The following is a 24,771-nucleotide window of genomic DNA, read 5'->3' as shown; positions in this document are numbered from 1 at the left end:
GGACTACAGATCCAGGACGGACCGGCTGGACAAGGACAGGGAGGAGGCCGAGGCCGGGGCGGTGAGGGCGGCGGCTCGCGCGGGACGGGGGACCGGCGGGTCGTTCGTCCGTGCGGGGTGTCGCCCACACGGAAAACGCTTGGACGGCGTGGGCGCGCTCGCGGGACACTGCGGTTCCCGGTCTGCCACACAACATCACAGGGTTGCGATGGAATCGTCTGCGTCACGAGGGGTTGAGCCCGGCAGGAGCCCAGTGCTCCTCGCACTTCGTTACTACGGACGGGAGTTGGCGCGGCTGCGGTGGCTGACGGTGCCCGCTGCTGCCGGCCCTGGGCAACATCGGCATCAACTACATCGCCCCGCTGGTCGTCGCGAAGCTCGTCGGCCGCATCGCCGACGACGCCGCTCCCACCCTCGGCTCGATGCTCCCGTACGTCCTCGGGTTCGCCGGTGTCCTGTTGCTCTCGGAGGCGGTGTGGCGCATCGGCCTGCACTGCCTGAACCGCCTCGACGCCCTCGGCATCGAGCGCCTGTACGTGATCGGCATGGACGAGCTGTTCGCGAAGGACGCCGCGTTCTTCCACGACAACTTTGCCGGGTCACTCACCAAACGGGTCCTGAGCTTCGCCTCCCGCTTCGAGGAGTTCGTCGACACGCTGACCTTCTCGGTCGTGGGCAGGTTCGTGCCGCTGCTGTTCGGGTCGGTGGTGCTCTGGCACTACGAGCCGCTGCTCGTCGTGGCGCTCCTGGCCACGATTGCGGTGACAGCGGTGTGCGTGCTGTCCCTCATCCGTCGCCGTCAGGCGCTCGTCGACCGGCGTGAGGAGGCCATCGCGCGGGTGTCGGGGCACGTTGCCGACAGCCTGATGAACATGGACACGGTCCGCGCGTTCGCCGCGGAGAAGCGCGAGGCCTCCGAGCACCGGTCCCGGGTGGCGGAGTCGCGTGGGCTCATGCTGCGGTCGTGGGACTACGGCAACCTGCGCATCGACACCGTCGTCGCGCCGATGTCCGTACTGGCCAACACGCTGGGGCTGCTGCTCGCGGTCGCGGTCGCCGCGGGCGGGCACGGTGTGGAGGCGGTCGTGGTCGCCTTCACGTACTACTCCAGCGCCACGCGGATCATGTTCGAGTTCAACTGGATCGGACGGCCCCACGAGCGTATCGCACGCCTCCGAGGGAGGCGAGGGAAGGGGCTTGGTGCGACAAGGTCAACGGCCGAGCGGGCCCTCCGTATGTGGCACCTCGGCTGTCCCCAACTCCCCCATAGGGCATGGGGCAGAGCCTGTTGACCTTGGGTGATGCGTCCGGGTGTGAGCTGGGCCTGGTGGGTGTCATTAGTTCCAGTTCTAGAGGTGTCGGACTTAGTGGTGCCGCCTCGGGAGGCGCTTGCGGATCTTGCCGTCGAGTCTCATGTGGATCAGGCTGTGATCGGGTCTGGTCGGACGAATGCTGACTCCTTGCTGACTTTACTGACTAGTAGTCATATTCATCGGTGTGAGCCGCTCGGCTCTACAGGCGTCCCGCCGAGGGCCTCTGGCCCTGCCCCTTTCGGCAGAGCTTGAGGCCCTTCTCCGAGATGTGGCCACGCGTCATCACGGCAGGGGTCTCGGGAGGTCGCAGTTGTGGGGGGCGGACAAGGCGTGCCTGGCGATCCTGGATGAGCTGGAGCAGCTCGACGGCTCGGAGTACGGGTCTCTGAGCGTGGGGGCGGGCGCCGGCTCGCCACCCGGCCCGCCCGATGATCTCAAGTCAGGGAGGCGAGCAGCTGCCGCGCCGCTTCCTGTGCCGGCGCGGTCAGTGGCGTCGTCTTCCCAGAGCGGCGGCGGGCCCGCTCGACGTTTGCGGACGGCATCAGCCGGGATAGGCGGTCGGCCCGGGTGTCGAGGACATCGTGGAACTCGGTGAGGACGCGGGCGGCGAGCGTGGGGACGGGAAGGGATGCGGACCTCAGGCAGGCGGCGTCGTAGCCGACGGGGGCGCGGCCCCAGCCCTCCCAGTCGAGCAGGGTCAGGGTGGGGTCGGTGAGGTTGGCCCAGCCGATGTCTCCGTGGGCGCAGGCCCAGTCGGTGATCGTGGTGTCGACGGTGTCGCTGTAGACCTCGCGGATCCGGCCCGTCAGGTGCTCATGCCGCATGCACGCCCGGTCCGTGTGGTGTCCGGACAGGGCGGCCAGGGCGCGGCGGAGCTCCGCCCACCACCAGTCGGCCGGGAGGTTCGGGTCCTGGTCGACGGTGCCGGTGGCGGAGACGGCGAGGCCGGTGGCGCGGCTCATCCCGTCGACCCGCCACGCCACTGTTACCGGCGGGACCTGGCTCACCCGGCCGCTGTGCCGGTGTGAGTCAGGCCCCGTCCGCGATGGCGAGGTGATGGCGAAGTTCGTTGGCCACCCGTGCGGCGTCGCCGTTGGCGGGCAGGCGCCGATCCGTCTCGATGCCCCGTTCCACGGCCGGCTCGCTGCTGAGGAACGGCAGCCCCGGCGCCGTTCGGCCCGACCACGTCACCACCCTGATCGGCGTCGTGCCGAGCACCACCGCGAGGACCGGGAGTCGGAGGGCTCGCGGGGCCGGTACGTCGGTCAGAGTCTCCTCGGCCGCATGTCTCCCCCGTACGTGGTGCGGTAGTCCGGGACGACGATCCGGCTCGTCGGAGACTCCTGGTGGACCTGGGCGACGAACCCGTCCAGGTCCATTGCCGGGTCGCGGCGTGGGGGCTCGCTCAGCGGCTCCTCGAAGTTGTCCCAGTGGACGGGTACGACGACGCCGGGCCGGCCCAGTGCCCGCAACAGTCGGGGCACATAGCGGGAGGTGGCGGCGCTGGACGGCACCGCGACCATCGCGAGATCGGGGCTCAACCCCTGCACGGCCCGCTCGGAGAAGTCGCTGGCGCCCATCAGGAACGCCGAAGGGCCGCTGCTCCCCGCCGTCACCTGGAAGGCGAGCGTGTTGCCCTCCGGCAGGTCGGAGATGGTCCTCGGGGCCGCCGCGGGCGGTGCGTTCAGCGTGCCCGGGGCGAAATAGGAGTGCCGCTTGTTCCGGCTGTGCAGGCTCGACACGACCTCGATGGTGATCCCGTCGAAGTCCAGTATCTCGCCGCCCTTCACCACCGAGATCTGTCCCGGGTCGACGCCAAACGCGACCAGCAGATGGAACGTGGTCTCCGTGCCGATGACCCGGGCGCCGGTGGACTTGGCGATGTGGGGCACATCCGCGATGTGGTCCCAGTGGCAGTGGCTGATCAGGACGATCTCGGGGTGGCCGATGTGCTCCCGTACGAGCTCGGGGTCGGACTGCAGCTTCGTACCGGGTTTGAAGCCCCCGTCGAACAGGCCGGTCTTGAACCGGGTGAGGTACGGGTCGAAGAGCACCGTCCGGCCGTCGACGTCGATGCGCCAGCCGGAGGTGCCCAACCAGCGGAAGGAGGCCGAACCCGCCGCCGGGGCCCCGCGGGTGGCCGCATCGGAGGCGGTGGTCGCGGAGGCGCCGGCCGCGGAGGCGGTGGCGGGAAGCAGCGGGACGGCCGCGCCGAGCACGGCGCCGCGCAGCACCGTACGCCGGCCGAACCCCTGGATGCGCCGCTTCGGGCGCTGTGCGTCTGTGTCGTCGTTCATGGCGTCAGGAGATCAGGACGCGGCCCCCGCCGTCCAAGATCAAAATCCCGGAGTCCTCATATGTGTATGCATATGAGTGCACGTCAGAGCCCTCTACTGCGCAGGAAGTCGACGGCGATCCGGGCTGTGGCGCCGATCGCGGAGTCCACCGCGGTACGCGAGGCGGCCAGCTCCCGCGTACGGGCGAAGACGGAGACTGCGTAGCGACCGCCGTCGGGATACCGGACGACCCCCGCCTCCATGTGCAGCCCGGGCAGGGTTCCGGTCTTCGCCGCGATCGTCACCTCGTCGGGGAACCCCGACACCAGCCGGTGCTTGAACACCTGGCGGGCCATCAGCTCCCGCACCTGAGCACAGGCATCCGGCGGGCCCGCCTCGTCACGCCAGACCAGACGCAGCAGTCGGGTGATCTCACGGGGTGTGGCGGCGTTGGTCCGCTGCGGATCCAGCACGCTCAGCCGTCTCTTGCGATCGTCCGTCAGAGCCGGGTACCGGCGGGCGAACTCCGCCTCGTCCCGTGCGCCGACCTCGGCGAGCATCGACTCCAGTACGTCACGGGGACCACCCACGATCCGGGTCCTGGCGAGCCCGAGTTCCCCGGCGAGAAGCCGCACGGTGTCCAGGCCGACCCGTGCCAGCAGCAGATCCGCCGCCGAGTTGTCGCTCACCGAGATCGCGAAGAACGCCAGATCGCGCAGCGACAGCTCGACGTCGTCCGCGCAGCCGGCGGTGCCCCAGCCGCCGAGCCGGTCGGCCGCCGTGACCCGCACCCGCTCACGGGGGTCGAGTTGGCCGGCGGACACCTGCCGGGCGAACTCCAGGACCACCAGCACCTTGAAGACCGAGGCGATCACCACGGGCTCTTCCGCACCGACGGCCACCTCCTCGACCTCCGGCCCCCCGCCGACCGGGACCGCATGCAGCAACCCCTCGGCACCCGCCCCCGCGAAGACCTCGCGGATCCGTTCCTCGACCATCGCTGCGCCCCTCACGTAAGGTCCTTGGCTGTGGATCTCTTGCGCCACTTGCGTATCTTCGTCGTTGTCGCCGACGAGCTGCACTTCAGCCGGGCCGCCGACCGGTTTGGCATGGCCCAACCGCCCCTCAGCCAAGCGGTACGCAGACTGGAGAAGGACCTCGGCGCCGAACTGTTCGACCGATCGCACCGCCAGGTCCGGCTGACCGCCGCCGGCATGGTGCTGCTGGACGAGGCCCGCGAACTCCTGGCCCGCGAGGAGCGGTTACGGACGCTGGCCCGCCGCGCCGGGGACGGCGGCCTGGGCACCCTGCGCGCGGGCGTCCCTCCCGACACCACGGTCGCCATGCTCTCCACGCTGCTCACGGCCTGCGCGGAGCACGCCCCGGGCCTGTCCGTCGATCTCCAGGAGATCACCACCGAGGAACAGCTGCGGCTGCTCGCCTCGGGTGGACTCGACGTCGGCCTCGTCCACCAGCCCGTGGACGCCACCGAACTCCGCCTCGGCCCGGAGGTGTGCGCGGAACTCGGCGTCGTCCTGCCCCGCACCTCACCGCTGGCGCGGCTCCCCGAGGTCGCGCTCGCCGAACTGTCCGGCCACGACCTGGTGCTCTTCCCCCGCGCCCAGGCCCCCGGCTGGTACGACCGGGTCCTCGACACCTGCCGCGCCGAGGGCTTCGTGCCCGGCCGGCTCCGGCACGCCGCCAACCCCGAGTTCCTGCTGGCTCTTGTCCACGCGGGCCACGGCGTCGCCTTCGACCAGGGGCCGGTGGCCCGCAAGGAACCCCGCGTCGTCTGGCGGCCGCTGGCCGGCCGCCCACTCGTCCAGCGGACGACCGGGGCCTGGCCCGCCGGCCGGTCCGCCCACCCGGCAGCCCCGCACTTCGCGGAGCTCGCGGCTGGTGTGCTCGCCCGCGACCATACGGCGACCCTGCGCCATGACGGCAACCCCGGCTCACCGGACGGGCCACCCCGCCCATGGTCGGTGGTGTACGACGAGTCGAGCTGACGCGGACACCCGCTCCCGCCGTCACGTTCACCGGCGAGGTGGTGTGCCGCAGCGGCGGCCACCGCGAATCCGCGGACACCAGCGGCGGGATCAAGGCGACGACCGCCTGGGACCCTTGGAGGCGCGGGCGGCTCCGTGGGGAGTGCCACGGCCTGCAGCCCCAGTAGGCGTCTGCGTCAGCGGGGAAGCCGGGACGGCGGCGGCCGCCGGGCGGCGGCTCGGACCGCCCGAGCACTCTTCCCGAGATGTTCCGGGACTTCGGGCGCGGCGAGGTCGCCCATGGGCGCAGCCTGGACTCCCTGCAGGGGATCTACCGGCTGGGCGTGCGGCTTTCCTGGCGGCGCATGGCGGAGATCGGCCAGGAGGCCGAGATTCCGTCCTCGGCCATGTACGAGCTCGCCGAGTCCGCGTTCGAGTATCTCGACGTGATGGTGGCCCAGTCCGTACGCGGATACGCCGAGGCCATCGCCCGCCAGGCCGGGGAGCGGCTGCGCCTGCAGCGCCTCCTCGTCGATCTCCTGCTCTCCGAGCACCGCTCGGATCCGTCCGCTTTCCTTGCCGACCGCGCGGCCGACGTGGGCTGGCAGCTGCCCGAAAAGGTGGCGGTAGCTGTACTGCTCCGCCCTGCCGCGGAGGCGGTCGCCCCTGCCGTGGGCGACGAGGTGCTGTTCGACATGGAGGGCGAGCGGCCGTGCCTGGTCGTACCGGACCCGGATGCCCCCGGACGCGCAGAGCTGCTGCACCGGGCCCTCACCGGCTGGTCCGGCGCGATCGGCCCCTCGGTTCCCGTGACGGAGGCCGCCACGTCGCTGCCCGTTACGCAGGCCGACGCCCGTGACGCTCGACCCCCTGCAGGGCAGGGCTGATAGGGCTCTGTCTCCACGTCTTCCCGATGACGCACCACGTGGAGTGCGTCGCGATCCTGGAGCCGGTGGCGAAGGGCGCCTGACCTGCGGTTTCGTCGGTGCGCATTATGTGCGGTGTGGGCGTTACAGGCGATATCTTGACGCTGAAATGACGCTCGTGACGCTCATTTGACGCTCGCTCTGATGGCTCGTCAGGGGCTCGTTCGTGCAGGTGAAACTGTCGAGTGGAGACGACCCGCTTTGCTATCGCTTGACTGAGGCCTGTACGCACCTGGCCAGTGCGGAAACCAGCGCAAACGCGATCCACGCCTTGGCTTCCGTCCTCAATTGTCCGGGCGACAGCGTGGCCGAACGGAGTCGTAGCCTTCTGTGACGGGCTGTTCCGGAAACGAGGGGTACTCATCATCCTCGGATCGTGCTTCGGCAGTCCCCAGCACATCCGGGTCGGCTTCGGCGGCCGGACGGACCAGCTGACCGAGGCCTGGAACGCCGGGCGGGCGCCCTGAAGGAGGCTCGTCGCTGAGCCGTGCACCACCCTGCTCCCTCGCGCGAGCGATGCCCCTGTCCCTCGCGCGAGGGAGTACCTGATCACTGCTTGGAGGGACGGCTGCGCAGAGGTCCGGCTGCCATAATGACCGGCGTGAACCGTGCGACTGCCTGGCGTGACGGCTGGACCGGAGTGCTGTGGCGGGCCACGGCCCTCCCGTGCAACGCCGTGTTCATCTCGATGCTGTGCGTGCTCGCGATCGCCGAATCGCTCGCCGAGCTGGTCGCCGTCCATGGGTCGATCCCCCGGATGTTCGCGGACACCTCGCAGAAAGCGGCCGACGGAAGCGTCGGCGGTTTCCAACTCGCCATGGTCATGGGGCTGTTATGCCTGTGCACCGCGCTGCCACTGGCTCTCCTGCGGCCCGTCCTCGCCGGATTCACGGTGACCGCGGCGAGCTTCGGCTCACTCACGATCTTCCATACGCTGACGCTGGCAGGCTTCGCCGCTCAGTTGCTCGCCCAGTACCGGCTCGGCCGCTGCGGAAACGTCCTGGCGGCGATGCTCTTCACCACACCGTTCCTCGCACTGGCCCTCGCCGGATCCACGGACACCGACTACCGGGCGCGCACGGTGCTCCTCGCCTCGCTGGCCCCGATGGCCGCCTTCGCCGGTCTCGCCCGACGCGCAAGACAAGGCGACCGGGAACACAACGCCATACGCGAAGTCATGGCCGGCAGCCAATGGGAGAACGCCGCCCGCGAGGAGCGCGCCCGTATCGTCCGCGAACTGCACGACGTCGTCGGCCACCACGTCTCCATGATCGCCGTGCAGGCCGAGACGGCCCGCGTGGCCACCCCCGGCATGCCCGCCGCAGGCGGTGAGCGGCTGCTCGGCATCGGCGACACCGCCCGCGCGGCCCTGACGGAGATGCGCCGCCTGCTCGGCGTACTGCGCGAGGACGACGGGCCCGTCACCGGCGGCGAGCGGAAGCCGCAACCCGACCTCACCCAGCTCAACGACCTGCTCGACGAGGCCCGCAAAGCCTCCACCGCCATGATCCGGCTCATCCTCAGCGGTATCCCGCGCCCCATGGGACCAGGAATCGAGCTGGCTGCCTACCGCATCGTCCAGGAGTCCCTCACCAACGCCCGCAAACACGCCATGGGCGCACCGGTCGACGTGGAACTGCACTACGCCCACGACGCCCTGCGCGTCAGCATCCGCGACAACGGCCCCGGAGCGCCGCCCGCGACGCCGGACGGCGGCTACGGCCTGCTCGGCATGCGGGAACGGGTCGCCGCGGTCGGAGGGCTGATCAACACAGGTCCGGCGGACTCCGGTGGATTCATCGTCGAAGCCAGTTTCCCCGCCAAGCCAGAACGGACCACATGACCTCCCCGCCGACACCGATCCGCGTCGTCATTGCGGACGACCACCTGGTCGTCCGCACCGGATTCGCCGCACTCCTCGACTCCCAGCCGGAATTCACCATCGTCGAGACCGCCACCAACGGCGTCGACGCGGTCCGTGTCTGCCGAGAGGTGTCCCCGGACGTCGTCCTCATGGACATCCGCATGCCCGAGATGGACGGCATAGAGGCCACCCGGCAGCTCCTCGGCGACGCGCCCGACAGAGCGAAGGCGCCACGCGTCCTCATCCTGACGACGTTCGACCTGGACGAGTACGTCTACGACGCGCTGCGCGCCGGAGCCAGCGGCTTCCTGCTCAAGGACGCCACCGCCGAGCGGCTCTTCGACGCCGTGCGCGTCGTCGCCGCCGGAGAGGCCCTGCTCGACCCCGGGGTCACCCGCCGGCTGATCAGTGAGTTCACGCAACTACCCGCCAGGACCACGGCCCAGCCGTCGCCGGACGTCAAGATGCTCACGGCGCGGGAAACCGAGGTACTGCTGCTCGTCGCCGAAGGTATGTCCAACGGGGAGATCGCCGCCCGCCTCCTCGTCACGGAGGAGACGGTGAAGTCGCACGTCAGCCGCACACTGACCAAACTGGGCCTGCGGGACCGCACCCAGGCCGTGATCGCGGCGTACGAAACGGGACTCGTCGTCCCGGGATTCCGCAGGACCGACTAGGGAATCCGGGACTCCGGACCTATGGGATTCCTGGGGGCCGAGCTCCTGTGCGTGGAACGTGTCGGGGTCGACGGCAAGTTCTCCGACCGGGGCGGGCACTCGCTGCTCGCCACACCGGCGGTCTCACGCGTCAGGGCGGTGTTCGGGGTCGATCTGTCGCACGCCTCCGTCTTCGACCGGCCCATGGTCGCGGCGATCGCCACGATCGTCGGAAGCGGTGCGGACGCGGAGGACACGGAGTACGAGGAATTCGACCTCTGAGTCCCGGCGTGTGGATCACGCCCGCCCGATCCACACGACAGATCCTGGGCCACATCCTCAGGGAGGAGACCGCCCCTCCCTCGTACGAGGGAGGGGCGGTCTGCTTCGTCCCTCACGCGAGCACCGCGGAACTTCACTCTTTGCCGTGACGACCCGCACCCCCTCCTTTCCCTAGCCTTTTTCCATGGAGAAGACGATCGATGGGTCGCAAGCTGTGATCGAGGTCAGGGACGTCTACAAGCGTTTCGGCAGCACTCAGGCACTGGACGGCATGTCGTTCTCCGTCAGGCCGGGGCAGATCACCGGTTTCGTCGGTCCGAACGGCGCCGGAAAGTCCACGACGATGCGTGTCATCCTCGGCCTGGACAAGCCGGACAAGGGGAGCGCGCTGGTCGGCGGACGCCCGTACCAGACGCTGCGCACGCCTCTCAAGCACGTCGGCGCGCTGCTCGACGCGGCTGCCGTACAGCCGAGCCGGACTGCCCGCCATCACCTGCTGTGGCTGGCGCACTCGCAGGGGCTCGGCACCGCCGCCGTGGACGAGGTGATCCGTAGGGTCGGCCTCCAGGACGTGGCAGGGCGCAAGGCGGGCGGTTTCTCCCTGGGGATGCGGCAGCGGCTGGGCATCGCAGCCGCGCTGCTCGGCGACCCGCCGATGCTCATGCTGGACGAGCCGTTCAACGGCCTGGACCCCGAAGGCTTCATGTGGATGCGGGGCTTCCTGGCGTCGCTCGCCGAACAGGGCCGTGCCGTGCTGGTGTCCAGTCACCTGATGAGTGAACTCCAGGACTCGGCCGATCACGTGATCGTCGTCGGGCGCGGCAAGGTCGTCGCCGACATGAGCGTGCGCGAGCTGCTCGCCTCGGTTTCCGAGGGGCGCGTCACCTTGCGCACGTCGGCCCTTGCGCAGGCGATGGACGTGCTCGCGCGGGCCGGTGCGACGGTGAGCTCCACGAGCAGCGACACGATCAGCGTCACCGACCTGCCGGCCGAGCACGTCGTGTCCGTGCTCGGCGCGAACGCGGTGGCGTTCTCCGAAGTGTCCTCGCACCGGGCGTCCCTGGAAGAGGCGTACATGGAACTCACCCGGGACTCCGTGCAGTACCGCGGGGTCGTCACCAAGGAGGCCGGACGATGATCACGACGCTCTCGCCGCCTCCCGCCACCCGCCGGCCGGAGTGGGGCGGCTTCGGACGCGTACTGCACGCGGAGTGGACCAAGTTCCGGACCGTACGGGGCTGGGTGCTCAGCACGGTCGGCGCGCTGGTGATCACCTGCCTGGTCGGTCTGCTCGCGACGGCCGCGAGCAACGACGGGGGCGTCAACGCATCGAAGCTGCCCGTCGGTCCCTCCGGTGAAGCGGTCAACGACGCCTTCTACTTCATGCACCAGCCACTGAAGGGCGACGGCGGCATCACGGTGTCCGTGCCCTCGCTGACCGGTCAGGTCGCGTCGTCGCCCACGGAGAACAAGCCCGGTCTCGCACCCTGGGCCAAGGCCGGAATCATCGTGAAGGACTCCCTCAAGCCGGGGTCCTCGTACGCGTCGATGATGGTCACCGGCGCCCACGGCGTACGGATGCAGTACGACTACACGCACGACACGGCGGGACTGCCCGGCGCAGTGTCCAAGGAGGCGCCGCGCTGGCTCCGGCTGGAGCGCTCCGGTGACACCGTGACCGGCTACCAGTCGACGGACGGCAGCAACTGGGCCGAGGTGGGCACCGCCCGGCTCTCCGGACTCTCGGATTCGCCGCAGGTCGGGCTGTTCGTGACCTCGCCGTCGGCCACGGAGGAGACCGGTACGGGAACGGGGTTCAACCCCGCCGTCGCCACCGGCACGTTCAGCGCCCCCACCCTGAGCGGCGGGTGGAGCGGCAACGCCTGGCAGGACCGGCAGGTCAGCGACGGCGCAGGTACGAACGGCAGCTACAGCCAGTCGACGAAGGGCGAAGTGATCCGGTCCGGCTCGGGCTACCGCATCACCGGGGCCGGCGACATCGCGCCGGTGGTCGGCGGACCGGCCGCCAGCGGTGTGCGCATCCTCTCGAACTTCCTCGTCGGCGCGTTCGCAGGACTGATCATGATGGTCGTCGTGGCGGCGGGTTACATGACCGTCGAGTACCGGCGAGGACTGATCGGCGTCACTTTCGCGGCCAGTCCGAGCAGGGGCCGCGTGCTGGTGTCGAAGGCCCTCGTGGTGGGCTGCGCCGCCTTCCTCGCCGGAACGATCGCTGCCGCCGTCATGGTGCCCTTCGGCGCGGCACGGTCCTTCGCGAACGGTTTTCCCGTCCTGACGGTGCCGTCATCGACCGAACTGCGGGTCATCGTGGGAACGGGCCTGCTGCTCGCGGCTGCCAGCGTCTTCGCCCTGGCGGTCGGCGCGATCCTGCGGCGCAGCGCCGTGACCATCACCGTGGTGGTCATCGGCATGGTGCTGCCCTACCTGCTCGCCACCGCATCCGTGCTGCCCCCCGCGGCCTCGGACTGGCTCCTGAAGGTCACGCCGGCCGCCGGGTTCGCCATCCAGCAGACCGTCACCCACTACGACCAGGTCGTCACCGTCTATTCGCCGGCGCACGGCTACTTCCCGCTGGCGCCGTGGGAGGGCTTCGCCGTCCTGTCCGCCTACGCCGCGGCCGCCTTCGTCGGCGCCCTGGTCCTGATCCGCCGGAGGGACGTATGAGGTACGCGGGACGCGCGGAGTGGACGAAGCTGCGGACGGACTCCAGCAACGGCTGGCTGCTGCTCGGCGCCGTGGCCCTGACCCTGGCAGTCGGCGCCGCGGTGGCCATGACCTCCCGGTGTGATGCCATCGGCTGTGGAGAGGACGCCACGAAGCTCAGCCTCACCGGTGTCATGGTCGGCCAGGTCGTCGCCGCGATCGTCGCGGTGCTGATGGTCGGCAACGAGTACAGCACCGGCATGATGCAGACCACGGTCGCCGCTGTACCGCGCAGGCTGACCGTCCTCCTCTCGAAGGCGGCCGTCCTCAGCGCGGTGATCGTGGTGGCGGGTGCCATCGGTGTCTTCGGGTCCCTGCTGATCGGCGGGATGGTCCAGCCGGGCCGGGGCTTCACCGAGGCGCACGGGTACGAGCCGATGTCGCTGGCCGACTCGCAGACGCTGCGCGCCGGCGTGGGCTCCGTCCTCTACCTCGCCCTGATCGGGCTGCTCAGCCTCGGCATTGCACTGATCGTGCGGAGCTCGGCGACGGCGATCGGGATCGTTCTGGGACTGCTCTTCTTCTTCCCGATCCTCACCCAGGTGATCACGGACCCGGACTGGCAGCGGCTCCTCCAGCAGAGCGCCCCCATGACGGCCGGCCTCTCCGTCCAGACGACGATCGGCGTCGACCAACTCCCGATCGGTCCCTGGGAAGGTCTCGGCGTGGTGGCTCTGTGGGCCGCCGGCGCACTGGCCGTCGGGGGCGCGACGCTGCACTCGCGAGACGTGTAACCGAACCAGGTTGCCCGCCACCCCCCCCGGGCGGGTAAGGCGGTCTCGTGTTGCTGGAGGGGTCCGCAGGGTGACGAGGGGCCATCCACCCGAATCCTGATAGAGCGCAACACAGCTGCTTGGCACATGGTGCCGTCAAATGGCCCCGAACTGGATGATGTTGATGTCGCATACCGTGCCGCTGTCCCGAGCGCGACGGAGAGGCTGAGCGTCAGGACTTCGCACTTGGCGCCCACTCCGCACGTAACACACAAGGGCGTTGCGCCCGGTCAGAGTGGAACAGGTCTCTGGCCTGCGGTTTCCTTGCACACGCTTGTGTTGCACATGTTTTGCGCGACCCACCACGTGGAGTGCGTGGCGATCCTTGAACCGGTGCGGGAAGGTATCTGACCTGCGATTTTGTCGGTGCGCATGATGTGCGCTGTGGGCGTTACGGGCGATATCTTGACGCTCATTTGACGTGTGGGGCCGGCTGCACGAGGAGATCCTGTACCGGCTCGACGACGCCGGCCTGCTCGACTTCTCCCGCGTAGTCCTCGACTCCGCCCACGCCAGGGCAAAAGAGGGGGGCGAACTCACAGGTCCGAGCCCCGTGGACCGGGGCAAGCCGGATTCCAAGATGCACATCCTGTCGGACGCGGCAGGACTGCCACTCGTCGTCGGCGTCAGCGCGGGCAACACCCACGACAGCGAAGCCCTGAAGCCCATGGTGCTCGGTCACCAAACGAGACACGACCCCCACCGCGGCCGCCACTTTAAACCCCAACGCCTGCACGCGGACAAGGCCTTTGACGTCCCCGACCTGCGGCACGGGCCGGCCGCCGGCCAGCCAAGCCCATCGCCCCGGAATCCCGGCCCTGGACTACTGGTCGTGAAGCCGTCGAACAGGCCCCGCCCACGAACCGCCGGATCGCCGGATCCTCGTCCGGGCCCGCGCAGCCCCGGGGCCTCGGGCAGGCGCTGACGGCGCTGCGAGGGGCGCTTCCGTGGGCAGACGTACGGAGGATGATCTGCTGGGAGGCGCCCCCCGCCGGTCGTACCTGTTCGACCTCGTCGGCGCGTCGGCGATCGTCTTCCTGGCGTCCGTCCTGGTTGTTTGACACGCTGATCCACGGTCGAGGCCGGGATCCGGTCGCCGGAGGCCGGCGCTGTGTGGACCCGACCGTCGCGGAGTCGCTGCGCCAGACCCATGCCGGTCGGGCATGCGACTCGTCCAAGCAACGGACGTCATTCGGAATCGAGAGGCCGTCGCGTGCGCATCATGATGGTGGCTCATGCCTTCCCTCCCACATGGGGAGGGGTGGAGACACACCTGGCCGACCTGGTGAGGGAACTGCGCAGGCGAGGCCACGAGATCCTGTGTCTGGTCGGGGGAGAGGAGTCAGACGAGACGTGGGAGGGCGTGCCCGTGCACCGGCGTCCCCTGCTACGGCCGGAGGAACTCCTCAGGGTTCATCGTGCCGGTGCCGAAGGCCGAGCCGTCCATCTCCGGTCGATCGAAGTCGTCGTATGCAAACTCCTCGACTCGATGCGGCCCCATGTCGTGCACCTGCACAACGCGCATCACTACGGGCCGCAGCTCGCGCACGGCGTCCTGGCCGCCGTGGATGCCGCGCGCGGACAGGCGGGGCGTACGGAACCGGTCGTGCTCAACAGTGTCCACGACCACACCGGAGAGCACGTGCTCCGCGATGTGATGGACCTGCCCTGGAACCTGCTGCTGTACGTCAGCGACTTCCTGCGCGCCTCCCTCCCGAGCCGGGCTCCGTCCGTGACGTTGCCGCTGGGCATCGACGTGTCGAGGTTCGCCTCGGAGGGGCCCCGGCACGAGGCACTCGACCGACTCGAACGACCCGTCATCTTCCATCCTGCGCGGCCGCTCCCGTGGAAGGGAGTAGACATCGGACTCGAGGCCTTCGTCGACGTACGCAGGCGGTTGGGTCGCGCCAGTCTCGTCCTGTGTTCGGGCGACAACATCATCGGCGAGTCGGCGGTCGTCTCCGAGCTCAGGCGGCGTCTGACACGGTACGCGGCCGACGCCGGAGTAGCCGGGCACGTCGTGTTCCAGGATTTCCCGCCGCTCGCGATGGGTGACGCGTACCGGGGCTGTGATCTGGTCTGGTACCCGACGACGGGGGAGGAGCCCTACGGGCTCGTCCCGTTGGAGGCCATGGCATCCGAGCGGCCGGTGGTCGTCGCCGACTCGGGCGGCCTGGTCGAGACCGTCGTCGACGGGGTCAACGGACTGGTCGTGCCGCGCGGCGACAGCGGCGCCCTGGCGCGTGCCGCACTGCGGTTGCTGGACGACGACGCGGGGCTGCGCCGTCGGGTCGTCGCCGGCGGACTGGAGACGGCGCGGCGCTGCGGGATCGACGCGTACACGGGCCGGCTCGAGAACATGTACACGGCGGTGCATTCGGGCGGTTTCACGGGCGACTCGGGAGACTCGGGATGAGCGGTGCTCCGCCCACGCCCGAAGAGATCGACGTCACCGAATTTCAGAACCTCCGTCAGGAGATCAACAACCGTACGAATCTGGCCTACGCCCTCATCACGCTCCAGCTCGCGGCGCTCGGCACCGGTCTGTCCGTGATGACCAGGCTCCCTGACGTCCTGCTGGGCCTCGCGGCCGCCTCCAGTTTCCTGTGGCTGTTCTGGGTCGACCACGCCGGCCAGGTGTACAAGATCGCTGGCTACATCGCTCTCGAACTCAGCCCGCAGCTCAGCGCGGATGTCCGCCGCCCCGTCCTGCGCTGGGAACACTTCCTGCGGAGGATCGACGCCGGCGGCGGGACGACGCAGCGGGCGCTGTACGGCACGGCCGCTCCGCATAGCAGGGTGTACGTGCAGAGCAGCACGGCAGCCGATGTGTACGCCATGTTGCTGTTCGGCTGTACGCCGCCCCTCATGATCTGCGGGTACGTGGTGGTCATGCTGGTCGGTGGCGAGCGCTCGGTCGTCCTCGTCGTCGTACCGGCCGCCGCTGCGACGGGGCTGTGGATCTACACCGTCACGCGCTTCCGTGGCTTCCGGAAGACGGTCAGCACCATCGGGACGGCGATCCGGGCATCCGACCCGGACTCCGGCACCGGCACCGGCACCGGGGGTACGCCGTGAGTCCACAGGCACAGCAGTTCCCGGCTGTCCGGCCCAGCGGCCTGCCGCCACGGGCGGACCGAGCGTTGCGTGAGTGGGTGCGCAGGCATCCCGACGCCCGCATCGTGCGCGCGGCCCGCAACGCGGTGTACGGTGCCCTCTCCGTGCTCCACACTGAGGACCACTGCCTGGCGACGAACGGCGAAGAGCGCGTCCTGCGGTGCTTGAGCCGGGCCAGCGGCCCGGTACACCAGCGTTCCGGTGGCCCCGTCCTCTTCGATGTGGGTGCCAACCGCGGAGCCTGGGCCCTGACCGCCCTCGACGCGTGCCCCGGGGCCACGGTGCACTGCTTCGAACTCGTACTGCCCGTGCGACGCCGACTTCATCGCCTCGCGGCTGAACGGACGGGCATCGTGGTGGCCGGAGCAGGGCTGGCAGGCCGGTCCGGCACCCGACGGGTCAAGTACTACCCGGGGCGTGACGAACTGAGTTCGTTGTACGACTACCCACACGACGCGTGCTTCGAGTGGCGACAGGAGCCTGTGCTTCGGGGAGACGACTACCTGACCGCGCACGGCATCGAGACCGTGGATCTCCTCAAGATCGACACGGAGGGCGCAGAACTGGAAGTCCTGAAGGGATTCCAACAGGCCCTGTGCGACGGCAGGGTGGCGGTCGTCCAGTTCGAGTACGGCTACGCCGCGATCCTTTCGGGCTCACTCCTGTATCGCCTGTACGATCTGCTCAGCCCTCTGGGCTACCGCGTGGGGAAGATCATGCCGCGGCGCGTCGACTTCCGGCCCTACACGCTGTTCGACGAGAGGTTCTTCGGTCCGAATCTCCTCGCGGTGCACCACTCGAGACGGGACCTGACGACGCTGCTCAGCGGAGGGAAGCCCCCCGTCGCCGTACCCGCCCGCCAGCCGAAGCCCTCCCAGTCCGCGAGGAGGCCTCATGTCGCCCCCGACGTCGATCAATGAACGCCTCTCCCCGCCAGAACAAGGACCGCGGCCTGTGGCGCTGGTGACTGGGGCCAGCAGGCGACGTGGACTCGGCGCCGCCATCGTCACGCGCCTGGCGGAAACGGGATGGGACGTGGCGTTCACCTACTGGACGCCGTACGACTCGAGGATGCCCTGGGGAAGGGAGGAGGGCGCCCCGGAGTGGCTGACCGCACGGGTCGCCGAGACCGGTGCCCGAGCCGTCTTCCTGGAGGCCGATCTCTCCGAGCCGGCCGCCGCTGCCACAGTGGTCGACAGCGTCGAGGCAGCTTTCGGCCAGCACGTGACCGCTCTGGTCCTGGCCCACGCCGAGTCGGTCGCCTCCGGCCTGCTGGACACCAGCGTCGAGAGCTTCGACCGGCACTTCGCCGTCAACGCCCGGGCCGGCTGGCTCCTCATTCAGGCCTACGCTGAGCGCTTCACCGGACCGTACGGCAGCGGCCGCATCATCGCCCTGACAAGCGACCACACGGTCGGGAACCTGCCCTACGGGGCGAGCAAGGGCGCCCTCGATCGGATCACCCTGGCAGCCGCCCAGGAACTGGCCGCACTCGGCGTCACCGCCAATGTCGTCAATCCGGGCCCGGTCGACACGGGCTGGATGACCGACCGGGTGCGGGAGACCCTCGTCAAGGCCACCCCGCTGGGCAGGCTGGGCACGCCAGGCGAGTGTGCCCGTCTCGTGGGCTTTCTCTGTTCTCCCGAGGGTGGCTGGATCAACGGTCAGCTCCTGTGCAGCAACGGCGGTCTACAGCACATCCCGGGTCACGAGCATGCGTGAAGCCCCCGCAAAGGCGCCCAGCCCGTACGCCCCGCCCGTCACAGGCCAGAGGGATCCTCGTGGTCAGCCCGCCGCCGGGGCCTCCTCGAGGCGGCCGGTCACAAACAGATTGCCGTTCGGGGTGCGCCGCGCGAGCTCGCCGGTGCGGAAGTAGCCGTCGGTGGTCCTCGTGATCAGGCTTGAGGTGGAGCGCTCTGATGCTGACTTTTGCTGACTTGCAGGGACTCGTAACGCTCTGACCTGCGGAAACGTTCAGAGATCCAATGCGAGTTCAACCAGATCTACCGTCGTCTGGAGAGCTCGATGACGGAGGCCGCGCAGTTCACGGAGCTGCTGCTGAAGCCGCCGACCGTGGTCGACCCGCAGTCGCCGGAGCCACCGCCGACCCGGGCGGCCGACATCCGCTTCGATCAGGTGACCTTCGCCCACGCGGGCGCGGCCCCGCTCTTCGAGGGACTTGACCTGGCCGTGCCCAGCGGGGCGAAGATCGGGTTCGTAGGGCGGTCCGGCGGCGGCAAGACCACGCTCACCCGGCTGCTGCTGCGCATGACGGACATCGACGCGGGCCGCATCCTGATCGGGGGGCAGGACATCAGCAGGCTGCGCCAGAGCGACCTGCGGAACCTGATGGCCTACGTGCCGCAGGACCCGGCGATGTTCCACCGCACGCTGCGGGAGAACATCGCGTTCGCCCGGCCGGACGCCACCGACGCCGAGATCCGCCGCGCGGCCGAGGCGGCGCACGTCACGGAGTTCGCGGACGCCCTGCCGTGCGGTCTCGACACCATGGTCGGTGAGCGCGGCGTCAAGCTCTCCGGCGGACAGCGCCAGCGGGTCGCGCTCGCCAGGGCGATTCTGCGCGACGCTCCGATCCTGCTGCTCGACGAGGCGACCAGCGCCCTGGACTCCGAGAGCGAGATCCTCGTCCAGGAGGCGCTGTGGCGCCTTATGGAGGGGCGGACGGCGCTCGTGGTGGCGCACCGGCTCAGCACCGTGGCCCACATGGACCGGCTTGTCGTACTCGACCGCGGACGCATCGTTGAACAGGGCACGCACCACGAGCTGCTCGCCTCCGACGGCGCCTACGCGAAGCTGTGGCAGCACCAGTCGGGCGGCTTCCTCGAGGACGGCCCCGCCCGGTCCGACCTGCACTGATCACGACCCCGTGGGCGCAGCGGCGGGTCCTGGACATCCTTTCGCATCACCCGTACGTCTGCGTGCTGAGAGTCCAGTAGGCCCAGACGGCGACGGCGACCGGCACGACGACGGCTACCGAACCGAGGGCGATCCCGGCCCGCGCACGGCGCCGGTCGGCCGCTCCCTCTCCCCGCATCGCGCGCAGAGCGCTTACTCCAGAGACGATCGCGCAAATCCCCACAGGAATGATGAAGTAGACGGGAAGGAACCGGATCCAATTCGAGAAAGTAGACGGCAGCCAGGGACATCCGAGCATGACCGTGGCGGAGATGCCCAGCAGGAGAGACATGGTGCCCGGATGCCGTTTCACGCGCCCCACTTGGCGCTCCGCTCGGCGCTCGGCTCGGACTCCTGCCGCTCGTTCCACTCGAATCCGTTCGGGAAAGAGGGAAGACGGCAATGCGCAGGTGATGAGCCGAAGGGGATGCATGTCGCCGAGCGTAGATCGTCCGGCGGGCACGAACATGAGGATGGCTACTCAGATCGACATAAGTAGTCGAGGGGTCCGAGTGTGCAACTTTCGCGCGGCAGGTGGCCTCTGACGGCTTCAGTTGGCGAGTTGGCCCCCCTCGACGCGGTGGACGAGTGCGGCGATGTGGGTGGCGAGCTCGGGCCACAACTCCCGCGGAAGGTTGTGCCCATCCCCTCCAGGATCACCAGTTCGGCACCCCGGATGGCGGCAGCTGTCGCCCGACCGCCACTGACATCACACAAGATGTCGGAGGCGCCGTGCATCACCAGTGTGGGGAACCCGCAGTGAACACAGCCGTTCGGTGCGGTCGCCCGCCGCTACGACCGCGAGGCCCTGACGCTGCATGCCGAGGGCGTCGTACCCCCGGTCGAAGACCCGGCCGGCCCGCTGGGATGCAGCGGCCGCATCGAACTCGAAACCCGGTGACGCGGCGAGGCGCAGGGCGCACACCTGCCAATCGACGAAAGCCTCCCGGTCCTTGGGCGGTCCTCCCAGCTCGGTGAACACCGAGAAATCGGCCTCGCCCACACCGGGCTCACCAGTCGTGGACATCATCGACGTCAGCGAGCGCACCGGGTCCGGATGCTCGATCGCGACCATCTGGGCGATCATCCCGCCCATCGAGGAGCCGACAAGGTGCACGCCGGTGAGGCCGAGCGCGTCGAGGAGGCCGGACGGTGTCGGCTGCCATGTCGGAGAGCGTGTAGGACGCCGTCGAGAGGTCACCGGCCAGGGCCGCTGCGGAGTCGGGCACGGGTGCGTCACGGAAGTGCGTCGACCGGCCGGTGTCGCGGGTGTCGAACCGGATCACTTGCAGACCGCAGTCCACCAGTGCCTGGCAGAACCCCTCCGGCCGATTGATCATCTGTGCGCCTGCCCCCGTGATCAGAAGGACTGGGGGTGCAAAAATGGCCAGCGGAGCCATCCAGCGGACAACCGTGACGCGGAATGTGGCCAACTGAGGCAGTACCGGGATCGGTTACGGAAGCGCTCGGCATCATGGCCGACGATCAGCACTTGCCGCCGTTTCGAGGTTGTGGGTCATGCGTTCCAGGACAAGGACGGCTGTGCGGTACTCGTCAGGGGAGATGCCGCTTGTGGACAGGTTGCGGAACGCGTCGACGCGCTCGGCGACATCGGTCAGGCGCTGACGGCCACTGTGGGTGAGGGAGAGACGGTCTGGTGCGTGCCGCGTTGCCCAGCCATCGGCGAGCACGGTGTCGACGGCGGCGGTCAGCGTGTGGATTTCGGCGTTGGCGGAGAGAGTCGAAAGGACGTCGGAGTCGGTGGCCTCGGGAGCGTCGTGGATGACGTTGAGGACCTGCCAGGCGATCCGAGTGAGGCCGAACTCTTCCAGCATGTCGTCCATGTAGCGGGTGAGGGCCTTGTCAGTGCGGTTGAGCCAGTAGCCGATGGGCTTCATGAAGGTGCCCTGCCTTTCTCAATGGTTGGCCCGCGGAAGCCGGCGGCCGCAGCGGCTGGTGTCGGGCTGGTGTCGGGCGTCCGGAGGGTCAGTGACGGGCGGGCGCGGGGGCCAGGAGCGCGCTCCAGTCCTGGCCGACGGTCCAGTCAGTGAAGCTGTGCCAGCCGACTTCGGGGTAGTCACGGTGCAGCCGGGCGACGTCGACGTCGAGGCCGGAGGTGGTGAAGTACTCGAACATGGCAGCCAGGTCTGCGGACCAGGTCCGCACATAGGACAGGGGGACCTCTTGGTGGGCGATCGGGCGGCCGATGGCCGCCGCGAGGATTTCCGCGATCTGGCCAGGGGTGCGCTCGTCGGAGGCGATGTCGATGCGTCGTCCGGTGAACTCGTCGCGGCGCTGGAGGGCCAGCGCGGCGAATGCGCCGATGTCGTCGGCGGGGATGAGCGTGAGCGGCCGGTCGGTGGGCATGGGCCAGGCGAATGTGCCGTCGCGCAGTCCGTCGAGGGTCCAGCCGCTGGCGTAGTTGTCCATGAACGCCGCTGGGGCAATCACCGTCCAGGGCAAGCCGGTCGCACGCAGGTGCTGCTCGATCAGGCGCTTGCTGTCGTAGTGCGGGATGCCGGTGTCGCGGTCGGCGTGAGCGGCGGATGTGAGTACGACGTGCCCGAGGCGGGCGGTTGAGGCGGTGTCGACTAGGGCCTTGCCCTGCCGGATTTCGGTGGCGGTGTCGGCCTCGAACGGGGTGGTGACCGCGAAGAGCGAGTCCGCTCCGGCGAGGGCGGCGTCGAGGGAGGCGCGGTCGTCGAAGTCGGCGTGGCGTACGTCGGCTCCGAGGCCGCGCAGGGCGTCGGCGGCGGGTGAGTTGGGATCGCGGGTGAGCGCGCGCACCTGGTGGCCGGAGGAAAGCAGTGCGCGGGCGGTGGCCCCGCCCTGGGCGCCGGTGGCTCCGGTGACGGCAACGGTGAGCATGGGGTTCTCCTGGAGGTAGATAGTATCTGCGTGACGCATCAACTGCACTACGCAGTAGATTACGCGAGAATGCTGTGTCGCGCAGCAATCAAGAGTGTGATCCAGGTCACATAGTTGTATCGGGCCTGGCCCGGCTGTGCACGGAGTTGTTGATGGAGTCCCGCCGCTACCTGGCGGGCGTGAGTGGGCTGTTGCAACCAGGCTGTCGCTGGTCCTCGGGCTGCTGCGTCCGACCGACGTGCGGTGTGCTGAGCCTGCCGAAGGTCTGCCCCGTTGCTGCCGGCCGCTCATTACCCTCGGGGTAATCGACCGTTCTCCCCTCCTCCCGGCAGGATCAAGCACATCGACGGGACCCCCCGCCGGGATCCAGCCGCAGCCGCGAGGAGCGCCATGTCCGTCAAGTCCACCGTCACCACGGAGAGTTCAGCCGCCTCCGCGAGTTCCGTCGCCGACGCCACCCGGGCCGTCGTGCAGGAGTTCCTTGCCGCCCGGGTGGCCGGGGACACCGGGCGGCTCGTCGCGCTCTTCGCCGAGGAGGTCGACTGGCTCCTCGCCGAGAACCCCACCGTCCCGTGGGTCCGCCCGCGGTCCACCGCCGCCGAATGCGCCGCGCAGTTCACGGAGTTGATGGAGCACACCGTGCCCGAGGATGCGCGCGCCTCCGTCGACACCTTCCTGGTCGACGGCGCCGACGCCGTCCTGATGGGGTGCCTGTCGGGAACCGTACGCGCGACGGGAAAGTCCTTCGAGGGACCGTTCGCGCTGCACCTCACCGTCGAGGGCGGCCGGATCACCCGGCACCACCTCTACGAGAACAGCCTGTCGATCGCCGAGGCCTGCGCCCCGTGAAGGCGTGGGCGACGGAGCCGACCGGATTTCATCCCGCGGGGGCCGCGGCACTCTTGGAGCCGAGCGCGCCAGGCGTCTTGGGCACCCAGGGGAGTACGGCCGTGGCCTCCGCGTAGTCCGCTTCGGTCATGTAGACGTGCCAGCCTTCCTCCTCGCCACCCATCCCTCCCCGGACCAACAGCTGCTTGATCTGCCCGGTGCCGTGGAAGTAGAGCACGACGGTCTGTCGTTTGGAGCCCTCGTCGTAGAACTCGGCGGTGACCTTCCCCCGGGCGCCCTTGCCGAAGGCGGTGATCCAGTTCTCCGCGGTCTTCTCGGGGGCGCTGTCCACGGTGTTCGGCGTCGCGAGCGCGGCCAGCTTGCCCGGGTTCGCGTCGGCCATTCGCCAGACCACCTCCTGGGCTATCCGCAGGGAATCCACCGACGGATAGCCGACCACGGCCAGCGGCTCGTGGGCGCCGTAGTCCGTCGCGTACCACAGGTCCTCCTCGTCGGAGGAACAGGCGGTCAGCGCGCCGATCGCCAAAGTGGTGGCCGTGACGGCCCGTACGGCTGTCGTCAGAACCGTCCGCCGGGCCCCACCGTGCCGCTTCCACCTGCTCTGTCTCTGCATGCGGTCAACGTAGTGGAGCCCCGGGGAGTGTCCGCAAAGTCCTGATCCGGCCACCGAACGGCAGTACTTCGCGAACACCCCGTCGAAAGCCGTCATGGCGGGGAAGACGCGGCGATCGTCAGCGAAGGCTGAGGCTTTCGATCAATATGTGGTGGTCTGAGTAGGGTGTGTCGGTGACGGTGCACCAGCGCTTGGTCTCGCTGCTGAAGATGTAGTCGATCTTTCCGCCGAATGCGTGGGTGGGACGGCCCGTGCGGGAGGTTCCGCTCTGGTCGCACTCCTGGTAGCCCGGGGTGCCGGGTCCTGTGGAGTAGAGGCCGACGGGCCACACGGAGGCAGCGGTGTTGTTCGGGTCGTCGGGGGAGAGTGAGTTGAAGTCTCCGCCGAACACCGTCTTGGGGAACGTGTCCACGATGGCCTTGAGCTCGGCGAACTGCTCGTCGCGGTAGTCCTCCTTGGGGAGGTCGGGGTTGGCTCCCACCCGTGCGGCGTGGACGCTGCACAGCCGTACTCCCCAGGCGAGTGCCGTTGCGCACTGCAAGGGTGACTGCTGCCCGGTCTCGGGCTGCGTGATGGGGTACTGGCGGGCGTCGCTGATCTGGCCCTTGACGACGATCGCGGTCCCGATCCGGTCGGCGCGCCCGGTGTCCTCTCCGCAGCGGCTGGGCCACTTCTTGCCGTCCTGGGCCCACTGGTAGGGCTCGAAGTTCTTGCTCCAGTCCGGACCGAGTTTGCTCATGAGGAGCGTCAGGTCGTCCTCGCATACTTCCTGCAGGAGGGCGGCCTGGACCCGGTTCGTGTCGACGTGGTGGGTGACCATGCTCGTCTTCTGGTCCGGTGTTCCGGTGCCCTCGCAGTGCCATGTGGCTCTCTGTGAGCCGCACATGTTCCAGGACATGACCTGCAGATCGTGGGGGAAGTCCTCCACGGCGTAGGGCATCGCGTCCGCTGTAGCTTCGGCGGCGGCCGCGTGGGGCTGAAGGGCGAGAGCTGTCAGGCCGGCGCCGCCAAGACCGATAACGGCGGCGACGGTGATCAGAGTCGTGTAGGCGCCGGGGAAGCGGAGTCTCACGTGGGTTCCTTTGCGGGTGAGCGGTGAGGAGCGGCGGGGGACAGAGGGCGGTGTTCGCCGCTGGTCGCTCCTGATCCGCAGGGGACGCGGAGCCCGTCGAAGTGCCGGGTCGGTTAGGTGGATTGGAGAGGGTATTGCGGAAGCGCCTCCGGTTCCCGCCGTGCGGAAAGTACGGCGGGAGCCGGCGACGCCAGGGGTTAAAGAATACCGGTGATGGTGACGAGGACATGGGTGCGGGTGATGCCCTGGGGGTTACCGGTGTGGCGGTCCAGGTGCGGCCGGTGTGGCGGGCTGTCCTCGACCGACCATCGGCGCCCACTCGCGCACGCCGAGTACCTCGACTCCGGGTGTGCGGTAATAGGGATCGGCTTCGAGCAGGCGGTCCAGCTCCCCACGTTCCACATCGAAGACAAGTAGCGCGCCTGTGTCGTCCGCCCAAGGACCTGCGGCGACGAGATGGCCCTCTTCGTGAAGGCCCTGGAGGAGTGCGCGATGCGCGGGACGTCCCGCGAGGCGCTCTGAGAGGGCGTTAAGTCC

The 24,771-nt window shown here is 69.3% G+C and carries 24 protein-coding genes and 5 pseudogenes; 17 read left to right on the top strand and 12 right to left on the bottom strand.

The features are described 5' to 3' along the window. Positions 1–208: 208 nt before the first annotated feature. A pseudogene (locus J7I97_RS27580) lies at positions 209–1,151 on the top strand (ABC transporter transmembrane domain-containing protein); the annotation flags it as partial. Positions 1,152–1,747: 596 nt separating this feature from the next. On the opposite strand, the gene J7I97_RS27575 reads toward J7I97_RS27580, so the two are convergent. The 4 genes from J7I97_RS27575 to J7I97_RS27560 form a co-directional block, all read right to left on the bottom strand. Beyond that, positions 1,748–2,275 carry a hypothetical protein gene (locus J7I97_RS27575; RefSeq protein ID WP_214939864.1) on the bottom strand — a complete coding sequence of 176 codons (528 nt, stop codon included), beginning with the start codon at positions 2,273–2,275 and terminating at the stop codon, positions 1,748–1,750. A 67-nt stretch (positions 2,276–2,342) separates the two neighbouring features. Continuing rightward, positions 2,343–2,534 carry a hypothetical protein gene (locus J7I97_RS27570; protein WP_214939862.1) on the bottom strand — a complete coding sequence of 64 codons (192 nt, stop codon included), beginning with the start codon at positions 2,532–2,534 and terminating at the stop codon, positions 2,343–2,345. A gap of 44 nt (positions 2,535–2,578) precedes the next feature. Then, positions 2,579–3,610, bottom strand: a complete 1,032-nt coding sequence (locus J7I97_RS27565; RefSeq protein WP_214939859.1) for an MBL fold metallo-hydrolase — start codon at positions 3,608–3,610, stop codon at positions 2,579–2,581. A gap of 83 nt (positions 3,611–3,693) precedes the next feature. Further along, complete coding sequence (locus tag J7I97_RS27560; RefSeq protein WP_214940056.1) at positions 3,694–4,587, bottom strand: serine hydrolase; 894 nt, start codon at positions 4,585–4,587, stop codon at positions 3,694–3,696. Between the two features lie 39 nt (positions 4,588–4,626). On the opposite strand from J7I97_RS27560, the gene J7I97_RS27555 reads away from it, so the two are divergent. The 10 genes and pseudogenes from J7I97_RS27555 to J7I97_RS40450 all read left to right on the top strand — a co-directional run. Further along, positions 4,627–5,595: a LysR family transcriptional regulator gene (locus J7I97_RS27555; RefSeq protein ID WP_214940059.1), complete on the top strand. Its 969-nt coding sequence runs from the start codon at positions 4,627–4,629 to the stop codon at positions 5,593–5,595. 224 nt (positions 5,596–5,819) lie between these two features. Then, positions 5,820–6,422, top strand: a pseudogene (locus tag J7I97_RS27550) (PucR family transcriptional regulator); the annotation flags it as partial. 679 nt (positions 6,423–7,101) lie between these two features. Then, positions 7,102–8,343: a sensor histidine kinase gene (locus J7I97_RS27545; protein ID WP_308369409.1), complete on the top strand. Its 1,242-nt coding sequence runs from the start codon at positions 7,102–7,104 to the stop codon at positions 8,341–8,343. Then, positions 8,340–9,041 carry a response regulator transcription factor gene (locus tag J7I97_RS27540; RefSeq protein ID WP_214939856.1) on the top strand — a complete coding sequence of 234 codons (702 nt, stop codon included), beginning with the start codon at positions 8,340–8,342 and terminating at the stop codon, positions 9,039–9,041. Before J7I97_RS27545 ends, J7I97_RS27540 begins: the two co-directional genes overlap by 4 nt. A 21-nt stretch (positions 9,042–9,062) precedes the next feature. Further along, positions 9,063–9,302: a phosphopantetheine-binding protein gene (locus J7I97_RS27535; protein WP_214939853.1), complete on the top strand. Its 240-nt coding sequence runs from the start codon at positions 9,063–9,065 to the stop codon at positions 9,300–9,302. A 184-nt stretch (positions 9,303–9,486) separates the two neighbouring features. Further along, positions 9,487–10,440, top strand: coding sequence for an ATP-binding cassette domain-containing protein (locus tag J7I97_RS27530; protein WP_214939851.1), 954 nt, complete (start codon positions 9,487–9,489; stop codon positions 10,438–10,440). After that, positions 10,437–11,987 (top strand): ABC transporter permease subunit, encoded by a 1,551-nt coding sequence (locus J7I97_RS27525; protein ID WP_214939846.1) that lies wholly within the window; start codon positions 10,437–10,439, stop codon positions 11,985–11,987. Before J7I97_RS27530 ends, J7I97_RS27525 begins: the two co-directional genes overlap by 4 nt. Next, on the top strand, positions 11,984–12,760 hold the full coding sequence (locus tag J7I97_RS27520) for an ABC transporter permease subunit (RefSeq protein WP_214939843.1): 777 nt from the start codon (positions 11,984–11,986) through the stop codon (positions 12,758–12,760). The genes J7I97_RS27525 and J7I97_RS27520 overlap by 4 nt, the downstream gene beginning before the upstream one ends. A gap of 460 nt (positions 12,761–13,220) precedes the next feature. Beyond that, a pseudogene (locus J7I97_RS27515) lies at positions 13,221–13,586 on the top strand (transposase); the annotation flags it as partial. Positions 13,587–13,949: 363 nt separating this feature from the next. After that, a pseudogene (locus J7I97_RS40450) lies at positions 13,950–14,285 on the top strand (glycosyltransferase); the annotation flags it as partial. On the opposite strand, the gene J7I97_RS38960 reads toward J7I97_RS40450, so the two are convergent. Continuing rightward, complete coding sequence (locus J7I97_RS38960; protein WP_251059226.1) at positions 14,187–14,423, bottom strand: hypothetical protein; 237 nt, start codon at positions 14,421–14,423, stop codon at positions 14,187–14,189. The pseudogene J7I97_RS40450 and the gene J7I97_RS38960 sit on opposite strands and share 99 nt — an antisense overlap. Between J7I97_RS38960 and J7I97_RS27510 the strand changes: the two genes are divergently transcribed. From J7I97_RS27510 to J7I97_RS27490, 5 genes and pseudogenes are all read left to right on the top strand, one after another. Then, positions 14,406–15,215: a glycosyltransferase family 4 protein gene (locus tag J7I97_RS27510; protein ID WP_308369410.1), complete on the top strand. Its 810-nt coding sequence runs from the start codon at positions 14,406–14,408 to the stop codon at positions 15,213–15,215. The genes J7I97_RS38960 and J7I97_RS27510 overlap by 18 nt on opposite strands. Next, positions 15,212–15,877, top strand: coding sequence for a hypothetical protein (locus J7I97_RS27505; protein WP_214939837.1), 666 nt, complete (start codon positions 15,212–15,214; stop codon positions 15,875–15,877). Before J7I97_RS27510 ends, J7I97_RS27505 begins: the two co-directional genes overlap by 4 nt. A 77-nt stretch (positions 15,878–15,954) precedes the next feature. Then, entirely contained in the window at positions 15,955–16,836 is an 882-nt protein-coding gene (locus J7I97_RS27500; RefSeq protein ID WP_214939834.1) for an FkbM family methyltransferase, read from the top strand. After that, positions 16,811–17,638 (top strand): SDR family oxidoreductase, encoded by an 828-nt coding sequence (locus tag J7I97_RS27495; protein ID WP_214939832.1) that lies wholly within the window; start codon positions 16,811–16,813, stop codon positions 17,636–17,638. The genes J7I97_RS27500 and J7I97_RS27495 overlap by 26 nt, the downstream gene beginning before the upstream one ends. Positions 17,639–17,890: 252 nt before the next feature. Further along, positions 17,891–18,793: pseudogene (locus J7I97_RS27490) on the top strand (ABC transporter ATP-binding protein); the annotation flags it as partial. 46 nt (positions 18,794–18,839) lie between these two features. Here the strand turns inward: J7I97_RS27490 and J7I97_RS39675 are convergent. The 4 genes from J7I97_RS39675 to J7I97_RS27470 form a co-directional block, all read right to left on the bottom strand. Then, positions 18,840–18,971, bottom strand: coding sequence for a hypothetical protein (locus J7I97_RS39675; protein WP_285441185.1), 132 nt, complete (start codon positions 18,969–18,971; stop codon positions 18,840–18,842). Between the two features lie 570 nt (positions 18,972–19,541). After that, on the bottom strand, positions 19,542–19,919 hold the full coding sequence (locus J7I97_RS38955; protein ID WP_251059225.1) for a hypothetical protein: 378 nt from the start codon (positions 19,917–19,919) through the stop codon (positions 19,542–19,544). Positions 19,920–20,304: 385 nt separating this feature from the next. Continuing rightward, positions 20,305–20,730, bottom strand: a complete 426-nt coding sequence (locus J7I97_RS27475; protein WP_214939830.1) for a MarR family winged helix-turn-helix transcriptional regulator — start codon at positions 20,728–20,730, stop codon at positions 20,305–20,307. An 88-nt stretch (positions 20,731–20,818) separates the two neighbouring features. Beyond that, the gene (locus tag J7I97_RS27470; protein WP_214939828.1) at positions 20,819–21,700 is read right to left on the bottom strand and encodes an NmrA/HSCARG family protein; all 882 of its coding nucleotides are present in this window, start codon (positions 21,698–21,700) and stop codon (positions 20,819–20,821) included. 390 nt (positions 21,701–22,090) lie between these two features. Between J7I97_RS27470 and J7I97_RS27465 the strand changes: the two genes are divergently transcribed. Then, positions 22,091–22,549: a nuclear transport factor 2 family protein gene (locus J7I97_RS27465; RefSeq protein WP_214939826.1), complete on the top strand. Its 459-nt coding sequence runs from the start codon at positions 22,091–22,093 to the stop codon at positions 22,547–22,549. A gap of 28 nt (positions 22,550–22,577) precedes the next feature. On the opposite strand, the gene J7I97_RS27460 is transcribed toward J7I97_RS27465, so the two are convergent. From J7I97_RS27460 to J7I97_RS27450, 3 genes are all read right to left on the bottom strand, one after another. After that, positions 22,578–23,162 carry a hypothetical protein gene (locus J7I97_RS27460; protein ID WP_214939824.1) on the bottom strand — a complete coding sequence of 195 codons (585 nt, stop codon included), beginning with the start codon at positions 23,160–23,162 and terminating at the stop codon, positions 22,578–22,580. A gap of 118 nt (positions 23,163–23,280) precedes the next feature. Next, the gene (locus J7I97_RS27455; protein WP_308369411.1) at positions 23,281–24,234 is read right to left on the bottom strand and encodes an endonuclease/exonuclease/phosphatase family protein; all 954 of its coding nucleotides are present in this window, start codon (positions 24,232–24,234) and stop codon (positions 23,281–23,283) included. A gap of 252 nt (positions 24,235–24,486) precedes the next feature. Then, the coding region (locus J7I97_RS27450) for a YciI family protein (protein WP_214939822.1) at positions 24,487–24,771 on the bottom strand (285 nt) is incomplete at its 5' end.

The organism is Streptomyces sp. ISL-87 (genome assembly GCF_018614095.1).
Taxonomy (GTDB): Bacteria; Actinomycetota; Actinomycetes; order Streptomycetales; family Streptomycetaceae; genus Streptomyces.
This window is presented reverse-complemented; position numbering and strand designations above follow the sequence as displayed.

Bases quoted from the DNA above. Each gene is read 5' to 3' on its own strand.
- J7I97_RS27575 (WP_214939864.1), bottom strand. From the start codon at position 2,275: ATGAGCCGCGCCACCGGCCTCGCCGTCTCCGCCACCGGCACCGTCGAC.
- J7I97_RS27565 (WP_214939859.1), bottom strand. From the start codon at position 3,610: ATGAACGACGACACAGACGCACAGCGCCCGAAGCGGCGCATCCAGGGG.
- J7I97_RS27560 (WP_214940056.1), bottom strand. From the start codon at position 4,587: ATGGTCGAGGAACGGATCCGCGAGGTCTTCGCGGGGGCGGGTGCCGAG.
- J7I97_RS27540 (WP_214939856.1), top strand. From the start codon at position 8,340: ATGACCTCCCCGCCGACACCGATCCGCGTCGTCATTGCGGACGACCAC.
- J7I97_RS27535 (WP_214939853.1), top strand. From the start codon at position 9,063: ATGGGATTCCTGGGGGCCGAGCTCCTGTGCGTGGAACGTGTCGGGGTC.
- J7I97_RS27530 (WP_214939851.1), top strand. From the start codon at position 9,487: ATGGAGAAGACGATCGATGGGTCGCAAGCTGTGATCGAGGTCAGGGAC.
- J7I97_RS27525 (WP_214939846.1), top strand. From the start codon at position 10,437: ATGATCACGACGCTCTCGCCGCCTCCCGCCACCCGCCGGCCGGAGTGG.
- J7I97_RS27520 (WP_214939843.1), top strand. From the start codon at position 11,984: ATGAGGTACGCGGGACGCGCGGAGTGGACGAAGCTGCGGACGGACTCC.
- J7I97_RS27505 (WP_214939837.1), top strand. From the start codon at position 15,212: ATGAGCGGTGCTCCGCCCACGCCCGAAGAGATCGACGTCACCGAATTT.
- J7I97_RS27495 (WP_214939832.1), top strand. From the start codon at position 16,811: ATGTCGCCCCCGACGTCGATCAATGAACGCCTCTCCCCGCCAGAACAA.
- J7I97_RS39675 (WP_285441185.1), bottom strand. From the start codon at position 18,971: ATGCGGGGAGAGGGAGCGGCCGACCGGCGCCGTGCGCGGGCCGGGATC.
- J7I97_RS38955 (WP_251059225.1), bottom strand. From the start codon at position 19,919: ATGATCGCCCAGATGGTCGCGATCGAGCATCCGGACCCGGTGCGCTCG.
- J7I97_RS27475 (WP_214939830.1), bottom strand. From the start codon at position 20,730: ATGAAGCCCATCGGCTACTGGCTCAACCGCACTGACAAGGCCCTCACC.
- J7I97_RS27470 (WP_214939828.1), bottom strand. From the start codon at position 21,700: ATGCTCACCGTTGCCGTCACCGGAGCCACCGGCGCCCAGGGCGGGGCC.
- J7I97_RS27465 (WP_214939826.1), top strand. From the start codon at position 22,091: ATGTCCGTCAAGTCCACCGTCACCACGGAGAGTTCAGCCGCCTCCGCG.
- J7I97_RS27460 (WP_214939824.1), bottom strand. From the start codon at position 23,162: ATGCAGAGACAGAGCAGGTGGAAGCGGCACGGTGGGGCCCGGCGGACG.